General features: G+C 65.8%; 9 protein-coding genes. 6 read left to right on the plus strand and 3 right to left on the minus strand.

Features of this window, described 5'->3' with window-relative positions:
• Positions 1–2 precede the first annotated feature (2 nt).
• Both BMY52_RS04540 and BMY52_RS04545 read left to right on the plus strand, forming a co-directional pair.
• On the plus strand, positions 3–2,366 hold the full coding sequence (locus BMY52_RS04540; protein ID WP_090251470.1) for an ABC transporter permease: 2,364 nt from the start codon (positions 3–5) through the stop codon (positions 2,364–2,366).
• Positions 2,367–2,707: 341 nt separating this feature from the next.
• Complete coding sequence (locus BMY52_RS04545; protein ID WP_090251473.1) at positions 2,708–3,898, plus strand: efflux RND transporter periplasmic adaptor subunit; 1,191 nt, start codon at positions 2,708–2,710, stop codon at positions 3,896–3,898.
• A gap of 264 nt (positions 3,899–4,162) precedes the next feature.
• On the opposite strand, the gene BMY52_RS04550 is transcribed toward BMY52_RS04545, so the two are convergent.
• The gene (locus BMY52_RS04550) at positions 4,163–6,706 is read right to left on the minus strand and encodes a protein kinase domain-containing protein (protein ID WP_177169845.1); all 2,544 of its coding nucleotides are present in this window, start codon (positions 6,704–6,706) and stop codon (positions 4,163–4,165) included.
• A 664-nt stretch (positions 6,707–7,370) separates the two neighbouring features.
• Between BMY52_RS04550 and BMY52_RS04555 the strand changes: the two genes are divergently transcribed.
• Complete coding sequence (locus tag BMY52_RS04555) at positions 7,371–8,357, plus strand: glutathione S-transferase family protein (RefSeq protein WP_090251614.1); 987 nt, start codon at positions 7,371–7,373, stop codon at positions 8,355–8,357.
• Here the strand turns inward: BMY52_RS04555 and msrB are convergent.
• Positions 8,290–8,718, minus strand: coding sequence for a peptide-methionine (R)-S-oxide reductase MsrB (gene msrB, locus BMY52_RS04560; RefSeq protein WP_090251479.1), 429 nt, complete (start codon positions 8,716–8,718; stop codon positions 8,290–8,292). The two genes, BMY52_RS04555 and msrB, sit on opposite strands and share 68 nt — an antisense overlap.
• Before the next feature lie 154 nt (positions 8,719–8,872).
• On the opposite strand from msrB, the gene BMY52_RS04565 reads away from it, so the two are divergent.
• Genes BMY52_RS04565 through BMY52_RS04575 form a run of 3 tightly spaced genes read left to right on the plus strand, consistent with a single transcriptional unit; the run spans position 8,873 to position 13,528 of the window.
• A complete protein-coding gene (locus tag BMY52_RS04565) occupies positions 8,873–9,946 on the plus strand; it encodes an EAL domain-containing protein (RefSeq protein ID WP_090251482.1) in 1,074 nt (357 codons plus the stop codon).
• Between the two features lie 40 nt (positions 9,947–9,986).
• Complete coding sequence (locus BMY52_RS04570; protein ID WP_245740585.1) at positions 9,987–11,360, plus strand: glycoside hydrolase 100 family protein; 1,374 nt, start codon at positions 9,987–9,989, stop codon at positions 11,358–11,360.
• Entirely contained in the window at positions 11,357–13,528 is a 2,172-nt protein-coding gene (locus BMY52_RS04575) for an HAD-IIB family hydrolase (protein WP_090251487.1), read from the plus strand. Before BMY52_RS04570 ends, BMY52_RS04575 begins: the two co-directional genes overlap by 4 nt.
• Before the next feature lie 218 nt (positions 13,529–13,746).
• Here BMY52_RS04575 and BMY52_RS04580 read toward each other — a convergent pair whose 3' ends face one another.
• On the minus strand, positions 13,747–15,645 hold the full coding sequence (locus BMY52_RS04580; protein WP_090251489.1) for an ATP-binding cassette domain-containing protein: 1,899 nt from the start codon (positions 15,643–15,645) through the stop codon (positions 13,747–13,749).
• Positions 15,646–15,771 lie beyond the last annotated feature (126 nt).

Here is a 15,771-nt window from a genome sequence, read left to right on the forward strand (position 1 = left end):
TGATGGCCCCGCTGCACCGCAAACTGCTCCGAGATCTGGCCCGCCTCAAGGGTCAGGCGGCGGCCATCGGGGTGGTGATCGCCGCCGGGGTGATGGTACTCATCCTGTCGGTCACCACCCACGATGCCATCTCCCTGTCGAAAGGCCGCTTCTACGACAGCCATCACTTCGCCCAGGTGTTTGCCGACCTGAAACGGGCCCCGGAGGGGGTGGCCGGGCGGCTTGCCGACATCCCCGGGGTCAACCAGGTGCAGACCCGGGTGAAGGCCCCGGTGCGCCTGGAGGTGCCCGGTTTCGACGACCCGGTGCGGGGCTTGCTGATCTCGCTGCCCGATGGCGAACAGCCCCAACTGAACCGGCTGTACCTGCGCCAGGGGTCGCTGCCCGCGTCCGGCCGGGGCGACCAGGTGGTGATCGGCGAGCCCTTCGCCCAGGCCCATGACCTGACACCGGGGGACGCCCTCACCGCGATCATTGATGGCCGCCTGGAGCGACTCACCATCAGCGGCGTGGCGCTCTCCCCCGAGTTCATCTATCAACTGGGGCCGGCGGATCTGCTGCCCGACTATGCCCGCTTCACGGTGTTGTGGATGAACCGTCGCGCCCTGGGCCATGCCATGGACATGGACGGGGCCTTCAACAACGTGGTGCTCAGCCTGCAGGCCGGGGCCCAGGAGGCCCAGGTGATCGATGCGGTGGACCAGGCCCTGGCCCTGTACGGCGGCATCGGCGCCACCGGGCGCGATGATCAGATCTCGCATCGCTTTCTGACGGAGGAGCTGAACCAGCTGCGGGTGATGGCCTGGGTGCTGCCCGCCATCTTCCTGGGGGTGGCGGCCTTTCTGCTCAACGTGCTCATGGCCCGCATCATCCGCACCCAGCGCCAGCAGGTGGCCCTGCTCAAGGCCTTTGGCTATGACAACCGGGACCTGGCGATCCATTACGGCCTGTTCACTGGCGTCATCGTGGCCGGCGGCGGCGCCTTGGGCGTGGCCCTGGGCGCCTGGGCTGCGGAGGGCATGGCCGGGATCTACGCGGAATACTTCCGCTTTCCGGAGCTCAGTTTCCGGCTGCAGCCGCGCATCCTGGCCCTGGCCTTCATGATCTCGTCCGGCGCTGCCCTGCTGGGCACCTGGCACGCGGTAAGCGCGGCAGTACGCCTGCCTCCGGCCCAGGCCATGCGCCCACCGGCCCCGGAGCGCTTTCGGCCCTCCTGGCTGGAACGTTCCGCCCTGGGTCGGCGCCTGGATCAGCCCACCCGCATCATCATCCGCAACCTCTCCCGCCATCGACTCAAGGGGCTGATGTCCATGGTGGGCATCGGCCTCTCCGGCAGCCTGCTGCTGTTGGGCAGTTACCAGTTCAATGCGGTGGATCACCTGCTGGACCTGCAATACCGGCTGGTGATGAAGATGGATCTCCATGTCACCTTCACCGACCCCACGCCGGAACGGGCCCTGGCGGAACTGCGCTCGATGCCGGGGGTGAGCTTCGCCGAGGGCTATCGCAGTGTGCCCGTGCACCTCACCCATGGCCGGCTGGACTATCGCACCGCCATCATGGGCATGGAGGCCGAGCCCGCCCTGCGCGGTCTGCTGGACCAGGACCATCGCCCCATCCGCCTGCCACCCGAGGGCCTGTTGCTCACCGATTATCTGGCCCAGTACCTGGGCGTGCATCCGGGCGACACCCTGGACGTGGAGATCCTGGAGGGGCACCGGCGCACCCTGAGGGTGGAGGTGGCCGGCACGGTGGATGAGCCCATCGGCGTGAGCGCCTACATGGAACGTCGGGCCCTGAACCGGCTCATGGGCGAGGGCCCGGCCATCAGCGGCGTCTGGCTGCTCGCCGACACGGCGTATCAAGCGGATCTGTTCGATCGGCTCTGGGAGGCCCCACGGGTGGCCGGCATCGGTCAGATCGATGATATGGAGCGTCAGTTCCGGGAATACATCGGTGATACGGTACTGGTGACCATGGGCATCCTGCTGCTCATGGCCGGATCCATCACCTTTGCGGTGGTCTATAACAATGCCCGCATCGCCTTCGCCGAGCGGGCGCGGGAACTGGCCACGCTGAGGGTGCTGGGCTTCAGTCGGGGTGAGGTCAGCTGGATCCTCATCGGCGAGATCAGCGTGATCACCCTGGCAGCCATCCCCTTGGGCTGGCTGCTGGGGGCGGGATTCGCCTATCTGCTCAATGAGGCCATGACCATGGACATGTACCGGGTGCCGATGATCATCACGCCCCGCAGTTATGCCTTCTCCGCCGGCGGCGTGCTGCTGGCCTCGGTGCTGTCTCTGTTGTTGATCGCACGGCGCCTCAGGCGACTGGATATGGTGTCGGCGTTGAAGACGGCAGAGTGAGGGGTTGGAAGCATGGTGCCCGCCGCTTCCCCCTCACCCCAACCCCTCTCCCCCTTGGGGAGAGGGGCAAGGCAGCTCCTTCCTCCCCTTTGAGAGGGGCAAGGTAGCTTCCTTCCTCCCCCTTGGGGAGAGGGGCAAGGTAGCTTCTTCCTCCCCTTTGGGAGAGGGGCAAGGTAGCTCCTTCCTCCCCCTTGGGGAGAGGGGAAAGGTAGCTCTTTCCTCCCCTTTGGGAGAGGGGAAAGTTAGCTTCCTTCTCCCCTCTGGGGAGAAGGGCCGGGGATGAGGGGCAAACGGAGCCCCCGCAAGACAATGGGCCGCCAGACCGTCAAAGGTAAGCCAGTATGACCTGGAAAAAAAAGCTCCTCACCATCCTCGCAGCCGCCACCCTCCTGCTCCTGCTGACCCTGGCTCTGATGCCATCGCCGATCCCGGTCAGCACCAGCCAGGTCCAGCAAGGCCATTTCGCCGAGGTGATCGAGGACGAGGGCCGCACCCGCCTGCGCGAACCCTTCACCGTGACCGCCCCGATCCACGGCTACCTGAGACGGGTCACCCTGGAGCCGGGCGATGCCGTGCAGGCGGGCATGCCCCTGTTCCAGATCGAACCCGCCCCGGCACCTGCTTTGGACCCTCGCGCCCGGGAGCAGGCCCGCGAGGCGGTGGCGGCGGCGCGGGCGCGCCTGGAGGCTGCCCAGGCCAACCGGGAGGCCCGCGCCACTGAGCATGAGCTAGCACAGGTGGAATACGAACGGTCCGAACACTTGCACCAGCGGGCTCTGATCTCCTCCGAGGAACGGGACCGCCGCCGCGCCCGGCGGGATGCCACCCGGGCCGCAGAACAGGCCGCCCGATATGCGGTGGATGTGGCCCGCTTCGACCTGGCCTCGGCCCGGCTGCCACTGGAGATTATCGATGGCCAGCGGGCCGACGAGGCAATCCCTGCCCTTGCCCTGGAGGCCCCCATCGACGGCGTCATCACCCGGCGCCATCGGCGCGACGAGGGGCCGGTCCAGGCGGGGGAGGCCATTCTGGAGCTGGGCAACCTGGACGATCTGGAAGTGAGGGTGGATCTGCTGTCCCTGGAAGCCGTGCGCGTGCGGCCGGGGATGCGGGTGATACTGGAGCGTTGGGGCGGCGGCAATGAACTGGAGGCCCGGGTCAGACGGGTGGAGCCGGCAGGATTCGAGAAGGTGTCGGCCCTGGGGGTGGAGGAGCAGCGGGTGTGGGTGTGGTCGCGGATCACCTCACCCCGGGAGGCCTGGGCACACCTGGGGGATGGTTACCGGGTGGAGGCCCGGTTCGTGCTGTGGGAGGGGGAGGATGTGGTGCACATCCCCACCAGCGCCCTGTTCCGGGATCAGGATCGCTGGGCGGTCTTCGTGGTGGAGGACGGGCGGGCACATCTGCGCCCCGTGGAAACGGGTCGTCGCAGCGGCCTGCGCACCCAGATCGAGTCGGGCCTGACGCCCGGGGAGCAGGTGATCACCCATCCGGGCGAGCGAGTGAATGATGGGGTGAGGGTGGCGGAGTAGTCCGGCAAATAATCCCACCCAACCTGTACGGGTCGTTACCTGTACGGGTCGTTCGCGAACGACCCCTAGGGCTGCCCGACCCCTGGGGCTGTCTACCCCCTGGGGCTGCCCGTTCCCACAGTTGAACCGATAGGCCCGAGGGCTCCCAAAGGCCTGGCCGGGCGCTTCTCGAAGCGCCCCTACGAATGGCCAGTGCCCGACAAAGGCCCGAGGAGCCCTGTACGGGTCGTTCGCGAACGACCCGAGCCGTGGATCCAGCCCCCATCAATGGTCATGATAATAATCCGATGCCGTCCCACTGAACTGCCCCGGCCTGGGCATGCGCCGGAAGGCTTCGATGCAGCCGCGTAGGGCGCGGGCCATCTCGCCGCCGGTCTGATAGCGTTTGGCCGGGTCCTTCTGCAGGCTCTTGGTGACGATCACCCCCACCAGGGGGCCCAATTCCGGGCGCAGGTCGGTGATCTCGGCGGGATGGGTCTGGGTGATCTGATAGACCAGACCGGCCATGGTGTCGGCGGTGAAGGGCAACTGGCCACTGAGCATCTGGTAAAGCATCACGCCTAGCGAGAATAGATCGGTGCGACTGTCCACCGGCTTGCCGGCCACCTGTTCCGGCGACATGAAGGCCGGCGTGCCCAGGATGGTGCCGGTGCGGGTCTTGTTGTGATCGGTCACGCTGGCGATGCCGAAATCCGTGATCTTCACCAGGCCCTTGTCCTGATCGTAGATCACGTTGGCCGGCTTGATGTCCCGATGGATCACCTCCTGCTGATGAGCATAGTCCAGGGCATCGGCCACCTGGGCGCAGACCTCCAGGACCTCGTTGATGGGCAGCAGATGCGGAAACCGAGTGAACTGGTCCAGAGACACCCCTTGCAGGTAATCCATGGCGATAAAGGCCAGGTCGTGCTCCTCGCCCACGTCGTAGACGGTCACGATATTGCGGTGATTGAGCCGACCGGAGGCCTCGGCCTCCCGGAAGAATCGCCATTTGGCCTGTTCCAGGAGTTCCGGCTCAAACTCCCGGTTCAGGGCCAGGGTCTTGATGGCCACCTTGCGCTGGATATGCGGATCCACCCCCAGGTAGACGATCCCCATGGAGCCCCGACCCAACTGGCGCTCCACGTTATAGCGTCCGATCATGGGCTTTTCCAGGCTGTCGTCATCCACAGCCAGCTCCTTGCCCCCACCCATGCGCTGCATCTCCCCCAGCCGGGGCTGACGACTGCCCACGAAGGGCTTGAGTCGTTCCAGGCGCTGGGTGGTGTCACGAAACGCCGGATGCCGCGCCTGCAGGAATCGGAACACCTCCACGGCACGCCCGTACTGGCGTCGACGCTCCAGGTCGCGCCCCAGTTGATACAGCTGGGCAAACAGGGTGTCGCTGTCCATGCGGCAGTGGCTGTAGGCCTCGAAGGCCGGTTCCAGGTGACCCTGCCCCTGCTGACCCATACCCAGTTGCAGCCAGGCCTCGGAAGCCTCGCGGCGATCGCGCTGCAGGCGATCCAGCACCCAGTATCTCAGGGCCAGCAGCGGATGCCCCAGAGCGATCACCAGGGCCGGCAACACCACGGGGATCCACCACTGCAGGAACAATACCAGCCCCAGGGCCAGATTCAGCAGCAGGAACACGCTCACCCCGCTGATCAATGCCCCCGTGGTGGACAGATGCAACCGCGCCGGCAACCACAGCAGATACAGGGCCGCCAGGATAATCAGAAATCGCTCGGCACCATGGAACCAGCCCCCCATGCCCACCCGATGGCCTTCGATCAGGGCGGCCGTGGACCAGGCACTCCAGGTGGCCTGGGGCAGGGTCAGGCCCGCGTGGGACATGAGCGGCTGACCCGTGCCCTCCGCCATGCCCAGAATCACCGCACGCCCCTGGATCTGGCTGTTACCCAGATTCCCCGCCATGAGGGTATCCAGGCGGTGGGTCTCCACCTGCCGACCGCGGGGATCATGTCGGGGCGGAATCACCCCCAGTGAACGATCCGGCCCCAGGGTGATTCGGGCCTCTCCCAGGCGCACGCCCCGACCTGGTTCCACAGTGATGTCATTGAGTTCGGCGCCCCAAGCGGCAGCCGCCAGCGGCAGGGCGAAACCGGCCAGATAGCCCTCTGCCATCGGCACCACCCCAGGGGCCAGGGGTCGAGGACGATCCGGCGTGGCAGTGACGGCGGGCAGGCCGGCACTGGCCAGCGTCGACGTGGGCCAGTGTACCGCCAGGTCGGCACCGGGCAGCCGGGCGGGTCGGAACAGGGGGCGGAACACGGCCCAGTCGTACCAGGCACGGGCCGAGGCATCCACTGCCAGCAAGGCGTCGGGATGAGGCACCAAAGCCGGCCCGGCGCCCATGGCCTGCGGCGCGGCCAGCACCGCCCGGCCATGCCTGGCCAACGCCTCGGCCAAGCGATCATCGGTAGCCAGGTCGCGTTGCCAGGGTTCGACTGCCTCCAGGCCCAGGGAGGCCCGCGCCTGGCCCAGCCACTGCTCCAGCCGGGGCGGCGTGTGCGGATGATCCAGGGGCAGATGCAGCCCGATGGCCGCCGCCCCCATGGCATCCAGGCGTTCCACGGCACGAGCCAGGCGGGCCCGATCCAGGGCCTGCCCGGACGCGTGAATCTCGATCAGGGTGACCGGCACACCGGGGCGCATGTCCGGCACCAGCCCGGTGGCCAGTCGCTGCAGGCCCTCATCCAGAGGGCGCAGGACATCGCTGAAGCTGCCTGCCAGCACGGCCAGCAACAACACGCCAATCAGGCCAACGGGGCCGCGAAAAGCCTTGGGCAGCGTCGGGAAGGACAAGGGACCGGATCTCCTATGCAGTCGCCCTCGTTTTACCAGAAAATCCGGGGTAAAGCCCATCCGCTGCCGATGCCCCTACCTCCACCCGACAGGCCATCGATTTCAGAGACACCGCACGGGCCGTTCGCGAACGGCCCCTACGGGGGCATGTGCCAGCCATCAGCCCCGACGATACCCCACCGCCGGGGCCGCCGCTTCTCACGTACGAAAGCTTCGGTCGGGGCTACCGCCTCACCCGGTCGGGCGCTTTGCTTGGGGCTGCCGCTTCACCCGGTCGGGCGCTTTGCTTGGGGCCGCCGCCTCACCCGGTCGGGCACTTTGCTTGGGGCCGCCGCTTCACCCGTACGGGCGCTTCGGGAAGCGCCCCGCCGGGGCTGCGGATACCCCCCACTCACCCGACAGGCCATCGATTTCAGAGACACCGCACGGGCCGTTCGCGAACGGCCCCTACGGGGGCATGTGCCAGCCATCAGCCCCGACGATGCCCCACCGCCGGGGCCGCCGCTTCGCACGTACGAAAGCTTCGGTTGGGGACGCCGCCTCACGCGGACGGTGAACGATTGTTGCTGCATCCCGGTCTCATGGGATGATACCCATGGGCCGGGGCCAGCGGATCGCCACGGTTCGGGGCTCAGACCGGTCCACCATTGCCCAGGGAGGCACCATGAGTCTGCTCATCAAGGGTCAGTTGCGCAGCAACTGGCTGGCCGCGGAGACCGAGGATGGCGAGTTCATCCGCCAGGACTCCCAGTTCCGCCACTGGATCACTCCCGATGGGGCTCCTGGCCCCAGCGGCGAGGGGGGCTTTGCCGCCGAACCGGACCGCTATCATCTGTATGTCTGCCTGGCCTGCCCCTGGGCCCATCGCACCCTGATCTTCCGGGCCCTCAAGGGGCTGGGGGATCTGATCAGCGTGTCCGTGGTGAATCCCTACATGCTGGACGAGGGCTGGAACTTTCATCCCTACCCGGGCAGCACCCCCGACCAAGTGAACGGCTTCGAATTCCTCCATCAGGCCTACACCCTGGCGGACCCGGAATACACCGGGATCATCACGGTGCCCACCCTCTGGGACAAGAAGCGCCGCACCATCGTCAACAACGAATCGGCGGAGATCATCCGCATGTTCAACAGCGCCTTCGACGCCTTCATCGACCGGCGTTCGGATTACTATCCAAAGGACCTGCGCGGGGAGATCGACCTGGTCAACGAGCGCATCTACGAAAACCTGAACAACGGTGTCTACCGCTGCGGCTTTGCCACCGAGCAGACGGCCTACGAGCGGAACTACGAGAAGCTGTTCGACACCCTGGACTGGGTGGAGGAGCGTCTATCCCGACAACCGTATCTCGCCGGAGACCAGATCACCGAAGCGGACTGGCGACTGTTCACCACCTTGGTGCGTTTCGACGCCGTGTACTACAGCCACTTCAAGTGCAACCGCCGCCGCCTCATCGACTACCCCCACCTGTGGGAATACACCCGCGAACTCTACCAGGTGCCGGGTGTGGCCCAGACGGTGAACATGGACCACATCAAGACCCACTACTATGGCAGCCACAAGCACCTGAACCCCAGTGGCATCATCCCTCGCGGTCCGGATCTGGATTTTTCGTCTCCGACGACTCGAAATCCAGGGCGGCGGAATTGATGCAGTAGCGCAGACCGGTGGGATGGGGCCCGTCATTGAATACGTGCCCCAGGTGGGCGTCACAGGAGGCGCAGCGCACCTCCACCCGCTTCATCAGCAGGCTGCGGTCGGTATGCTCGGTCACCGCCTGCTCGTCCACTGGCTGCCAGTAACTGGGCCAACCGCTGCCCGAATCATACTTGTGCTCACTGGAGAACAACGGCGCACCGCAGCAGATGCAGCGGTACAGGCCCTGGGCCTTATGGTCGTAGTATTGCCCCGTGAAGGGCGGCTCGGTGCCTGCCTGCCGGGTGACCCGATAGGCCTCCGGGCTGAGCGTTTCCCGCCACTGGGCATCGGATTGACTGATCTTCCGCGTCATGAAACACCTCATATTTTCAACGCTGACAATGGATCGGGTATGATCCCCTCGGAGCATGAACAGCTCACGGCATCATGGGGCATGCCTTCAGGGCATTGGACCATTCTGGTCGACAAAGGCTCCAGGAGAATACCGCCCAGGGGGAATGAACAGGATGAGATGCGAAGATTGCCAGGTCATTGAACGCAGTTCCCAGGGCCCGGGCAGCCTGTTCCTGGCCCCCTTCCTGTCCCACACCCTCAAGGCCCTCAAGCGACACTTGAATGGCCTGGGGATTCAGGCCAGAGAGACCCATCCCGGGGTGCTGGAAGTGCCTGTGTCCACCGGCGGCCCCGGGGCCATGGACGCCACCTTGCGCCAACACCTGAGCGAGGCAGAGATCGCCGACTGCCGCGCCGTGTTCCTGCCCGAGGGCGAACCCTTCACCCTGGCCACCCTGCCCCACACCCAAAGCCTGATGACCCTGCTGGCCCGCGCGGGCAGCGGCTGGCTGGCCGACCTGATCGAGGCGGAACGCTTCATCTTCCACTTCCAGCCCATTGTCCATTGCCAGGACCCGGCACATGTCTTCGCCCATGAAGCCCTGGTGCGGGGGTATCTGTCGGAAGAGGACCGGAGCCTGGTCTTTCCGGACCGCCTGTTTGGTCAGGCCCGCGCCTCCCGGATGATGTTCCAGCTGGATCGCGCCGCGCGCGTCAATGCCATTCGCCAGGCCGTGGGGCATGGCTTCGACGGGCGCGTGTTCATCAACTTCAATCCCACCACCATCTACGATCCCACCTATTGCCTGCAGACCACCCTGAATGAGGTGGAGCGCCTGGGGGCCGACGCCGATCGACTGGTGTTCGAGGTGGTGGAATCGGAAGAGGTCACCGACTCGGGGCACCTGCGGCGCATCGTGGACTTCTACCGCGAGGCCGGTTTTCAGGTGGCTCTGGATGATCTGGGGGCGGGCTATGCCTCACTGAACCTGCTTTCGGAACTGAAACCGGACTTCGTGAAGTTCGACCGGGCCTTGGTCAGCCAGGTGGATCAGGATGCCTTCAAGCAGAAGGTGCTCGCCAAACTCATCGAGATGGCCCACGACCTGGGCATCACGACCATTGCCGAGGGGGTGGAGGAAAAGGCCGAATGGCAGTGGCTCAAGGCCCATGCCGTGGACTATGTTCAGGGTTATCTGTTTGCCCGGCCCGGCTCCCCTCCGCCCCGACCGGTGGTGCCCACGTAAACCTCACCTCCCCCCCCCACGCCACCGAGGATCTTCGCGCTTGACCGACCCCATCCGCTCCGCCTACCGGCTGCTCGAGGCCTCCCTGGTGTATCACCGGGGGGATGTCGTGGGCACCATTGCCAGCCTCGACTCCCATGCACCAGCGGACAATTACTCGGACTGCTTTGTGCGCGACTTTGTCCCCTCGGCGCTGGTGTTTCTGCTGGACGGCCGCGGTGACATCGTGCGCAACTTCCTTTCCCTGGTGCTCAAGCTGCGTGACCAGCAGGAAGAAGTGGAAGGTCACCGGGCCGTGGCCAAGGTGATGCCCGCCAGCTTCCGCGTGCTGTGCAATGAGCAGGGCGAGGAAGAGATCCACACCGACTTTGGCGACCGCGCCATCGGCCGGGTGGCCCCGGTGGACTCCATGATGTGGTGGCTGATCCTGCTGGTAGCCTATGAACGGGTTTCCGGGGATACCGCCTTCACCCGCTCGCGCGAGTGTCAGCGGGGTATCCGCATGATCCTGAACATCTGCCTGCAGGATCGCTTCGAGATCTTCCCCACCCTGCTGGTGCCCGATGGATCTTTCATGGTGGATCGGCGCATGGGCGTGTATGGACACCCCCTGGAGATCCAGTCGCTGTTCTTCGGGGCCCTCAAGGCTGCGCTGGCCATGCTGGATGACACCGAACCCGACAACCAGGGCGTGCGCGAACAATCCACCAAGCGTCTGGAACAATTGGTGGATTATGTGCGTCATTATTACTGGCTGGATGATGATCGGCTCAACCGCATCCACCGCTTCCGGACCGAGATCTTCGGCTACGACTCGGAAAACGCCCTGAACATTCATCCGGAGAGCATCCCCGACTGGGTGAGCGACTGGCTGCCCCTGGACGCAGGCTACCTGGTGGGCAACCTGGGCCCGGGGCGCATGGATTTTCGCTTCTTTGCCCTGGGCAACCTGCTGTCGGTGCTGTTCGGGCTGGCCGATGAGTCGCAGTCCAGGCGGGTGATGCACCTGTATGACCAGCGCTGGGATGATCTGATGGGCATGATGCCGGTGAAGTTGTGCTTTCCCGCCATGCAGGGCGAGGAATGGCGCCTCAAGACCGGCTCGGACCCCAAGAACATCCCTTGGTCGTATCACAATGGCGGCAACTGGCCCGCCCTGCTCTGGGCCTTCACGGCCGCAGCACTGCATGCCGGTCGCGGCGATCTGGCCCTGCGGGCGCGGGAAGCGGCCACTCGACGCCTGGCCGCCAACGGCTGGCCCGAGTATTACGATGGTCGCAACGGTCGACTGATCGGGCGTCGCGCCAATTACAACCAGACCTGGTCCGCCACCGCGCTGATCCTCACCCATAAGTTCATCGATGATCCGTCCACTCTGGACGTATTGAGTCTGAAGGGATTTGAGAAGGCATGAAAAAGACCCAAAGCAAGGCAACCCGAGGCGAGGGGTTGTATATCGTTCTGGTGAGCGTCCATGGTCTGGTGCGTGGCGAGAACCTGGAGTTGGGCCGCGACGCGGATACCGGCGGCCAGATCAAGTACGTGGTGGAACTGGCCCGGGCCCTGGGCGGGCACCCGGAGGTGGGCCGGGTGGATCTGCTCACCCGCCGGGTGGAGGACAGTCGGGTGTCGGATGATTACGCCCAACCGGAGGAGGATCTGGGCGAAGGGGTACGCATCATCCGCCTGGACTGTGGCCCGCGGCGCTACCTGCGTAAGGAGAAGCTCTGGCCCTATCTGGACTGCTTTGCCGACAACGCCATCAAGCACATCCGCAGCGTCGGTCTGATGCCGGATGTGGTGCACGGCCACTACGCCGATGCCGGCCATGTGGCGGTACGGGTGGCCAATCTGATGGGCGTGCCCCTGGTGCAGACCGGGCACTCCCTGGGCCGGGTCAAGCGCGACCGCCTGCTGGCCAAGGGGGCCTCGGAAAAGGAAGTCGAATCCCGTTACAGCATCAGCCGCCGCATTGAAGCCGAAGAGGAGGTACTGGGCAACGCCTACATGGTGATCGCCAGCACCCAGCAGGAAGTGGAAGAGCAGTATGCCTCCTATGATCACTATCAGCCGGAACGCATGGTGGTGATCCCCCCGGGCACTGACCTGCGTCGGTTTCACCCCCCCAAGGCCCGCTCACCGCGCCCCCCTATCTACAAGACCCTCGCCCGGTTCCTGAGCAAGCCGGACAAGCCCATGGTCATGGCGTTGTCGCGACCCGATGAGCGCAAGAACATCCCCACCCTGATCAAGGCCTTCGCCGAGCACCCGGCGCTTCGGGAGTTGGCCAACCTGGTGATCGTTGCCGGCAACCGTGACGCCATCCGCACCCTGGACCGGGGCGCCCGGGACGTACTCACCGAGGTGCTGATGCTCATCGACGATCACGACCTCTACGGCTCCGTGGCCTATCCCAAGCAGCACAGCGCCGATGATGTGCCGGACCTGTACCGACTGGTCACCCGCACCCGGGGCGTGTTCGTCAATCCGGCACTGACCGAGCCCTTCGGTCTGACCCTGATCGAGGCCTCCGCCAGCGGCGCACCGTTCGTGGCCACTGACGATGGCGGCCCCCGGGACATCCTGCGCTACTGCCAGAACGGGGTCCTGGTGGACCCCCTGGACGTGGAGGGCATGGGCAAGGCCATCTTCAAGATCCTCAGCGATGCCGATCACTGGAAGAAGCTCTCGGAACGGGGGCTCAAGGGGGTGCGCAAGCACTACGCCTGGGAGGGTCATGCCCAGAACTACGTCAGGCGCATCAAGGGCCTGCGCCGCGAGGCCAGCCGCAGCCGTCGGGGTCAGCAGCGCCTGTCCGGCAAGCTGGCCAAGGCCGACCGGGCCCTGATCTCGGACATCGACAATACCCTGCTGGGGGACAAGGGCGGCCTGCGCACCATGCTGCAGCGGCTCAGAGAGGAGGGTCGGGATGTGGCCTTCGGTATCGCCACCGGCCGGCGCCTGGACTCTGCCATCGAGATCCTCAAGGAATGGGGCGTGCCCACGCCGGACGTGATGATCACCTCGGTGGGTTCGGAGATCCACTACGGCCCCGAGATGACCAAGGACGACGGCTGGGCCCGGCACATCGATTATCGCTGGCAGCCGGACGCACTGCGCGAGGCCCTGCTGGAACTGCCGGGCATCACCCTGCAGCCCAAGGTGGACCAGCGCCGCCACAAGATCAGCTTCTTCGTGGACCCCAGCCTGTCCCCCTCCATGAAGGAGATCGAGCGTCTGCTACACCAGAAGGATCTGCACGCCAACATCATCTATTCCCACGACCATTACCTGGACCTGTTGCCATCGCGGGCCTCCAAGGGGTTCGCGGTACGTTATTTCGCCGACAAGTGGGGCATCCCCCTGGAGCGGGTGCTGGTGGCCGGGGATTCGGGCAACGACGAGGACATGCTCCGCGGCAGCACCCTGGGGGTGGTGGTGGGCAATCACCAGCAGGAGCTGGAGCGGCTGTATGGATTCAAGCGGGTGTACTTTGCCGATGCCACTCATGCGGGAGGGATCGCCGAGGCCTTTGATCACTATCAGTTCTTCGGTGACTGCGGGGTGCCCGAAGGGGATTGAGCCCCCTTTGTATCCCCTGCCCCCTGTGGGAGCTCTGTGGAGCCCCCCCCTGTGGGAGCTCTGTGGAGCCCCCCCCCCTGTGGGAGCTGTGGAAGCCCCCCTGTGGGAGCTGGCCTGCCAGCGAATCGCCGCTGAAGGCGGCGCGGCTCCGGTCCCATTCGCGGGCGAGGCCCGCTCCCACAAGGGCCCACTCCCACAAGGGTTCCTGTCCGCGGGGATCAGTCGGCCTGCTCCAGGGCCTCGCAAGCTTCCATCCACTGGGCCTCCACATCCTCCAACTCCCGGTTGACCTGGGCCTGACGCCCCAGCAGCTCCTGGAGTCGGGCCTTTCCGTCGGCCTCGTACAGGCTGGGGTCGGCCAGTTCCGCCTCCAGTGAGGTGCGTTCCTCCTCCAGACGGGCATGGGCCTTTTCCAGCTTGGCCACCTTGTCCCTGAGGGGCTTTTGCCGGCGCCGCTGCTCCGCCTCGTCCCGGCGCCGGGCCTTGCGGGAAGCAGCGCTTTGCTCCCCCAGGTCCCGGTTGACGTCGCGGGCCGCATCGGCGGCCTTCTCCCGGGCCGCCAGCCAGGCCCGATAGTCCTCCAGATCACCATCGAATTCCACCGCCTGCCCGTCGGCCACCAGCAGCAGCTCATCGCAGACACTGCGCAGCATGTGACGGTCATGGGACACCAGCACCAGCGCCCCCTCGAATCCCTGCAGGGCCTGCTCCAGGGCATAGCGCATGTCCATGTCCAGGTGGTTGGTGGGTTCGTCCAGCAGCAATAGATTCGGGCGCTGATACACCAGCAGACCCAGCACCAGCCGGGCCTTTTCCCCACCGGAGAATGGCCCCACCGGGTCCAGGGCCTGATCGCCATGGAAACCAAAGCCCCCCAGAAAATCCCGTAACTCCTGTTCCCGGGCCTTCTCATCCAGGCGCTGCAGATGCAGCAGCGGACTGGCTTGGCTGTCCAGTTGCTCCAGCTGGTGCTGGGCAAAATAGCCCACCTTGAGGTCCGGTGACGGCTCCCGGTCACCGGCCAGCGGCATCAAGGTCCCGGCCATGAGCCGGATCAGGGTGGACTTGCCGGCCCCATTGGGACCCAGCAGACCCAGACGCTCTCCAGGGTGCAGGGACAGTTCCACCCCTTGCAGCACGGCCGGGTCCCCGTAACCGGCGCAGGCCCCATCCAGCTTGAGCAGGGGGTCCGGCAAGCGCTGCGGGGCACGGAAGCTGAAACGAAAGGGGGAATCCGCGTGGGCCGGCGCCACCCGGGTCATGCGCTCCAGGGCCTTGAGACGGCTCTGGGCCTGTCGGGCCTTGGTGGCCTTGGCCCTGAAGCGCTCCACGAAGCGCTCCATGTGGGCGATCTCCCGCTGCTGACGCTCGTGCTGGGCCTGCTGCAGGGCCAGGGTCTCGGCGCGGACCTGCTCAAAGGCGGAGTAGTTGCCGGTATACAGGGTCATGCCGCCCCGCTCGATATGGGCCACGTGGGTCACCACCCGGTCAAGGAAGTCCCGATCGTGAGAAATGAGCAGCAAGGTCCCCGGATACCCCCCCAGCCACTGCTCCAGCCAGAGCACCGCTTCCAGGTCCAGATGGTTGGTGGGCTCATCCAGCAGCAGTAGGTCGGAGCGGCACATCAAGGCCTTGGCCAGGTTCAGGCGCATGCGCCAGCCACCGGAGAACGACGCCATGGGCGCCACCTCCTGGCCCGGTTTGAAGCCCAGGCCATGCAGCAACCGCCCGGCCCGGCTCTCGGCGGTCCAGGCATCGATGGCATCCAGTCGGGCATGCAACTCACCCAGGTCACTGTCGTTCCGGGCCGCCTCGGCCTCGGCCACGGCCGCCTGCAAGCGACGCAGTTCTTCATCCCCATCCATGACATAGTCCAGGGCGGAGCGCTCGCTGGCCTCCACCTCCTGGGCCACATGGGCGATCACCCAATCCGACGGCAGGGAACACTCACCCTGGTCGGCCCCCAGTTCCCCCTGCAACAGGGCGAACAGGCTGGACTTGCCGGTGCCATTGGCGCCGGTGAGGCCCACCCGCCAGCCGGGATGGATGGTGAGATCGGCATCCTCGAAGAGGACCTTGGTGCCGCGGCGCAGGGTGAGGTGATCGAATCGGAGCATGGTGGCGGAGTTTATCAGTCCGGATCGCTCACAGGCATCACGGGATTCTGACGTCCAGCGGCAAAACCCTGCAGCCCGGGACGCCGGATTTCCGGCACCGCCGAAGAAAGAACATGCACTTCTTTG

This window comes from Ectothiorhodospira marina, assembly GCF_900109495.1.
Classification (GTDB): domain Bacteria; phylum Pseudomonadota; class Gammaproteobacteria; order Ectothiorhodospirales; family Ectothiorhodospiraceae; genus Ectothiorhodospira; species Ectothiorhodospira marina.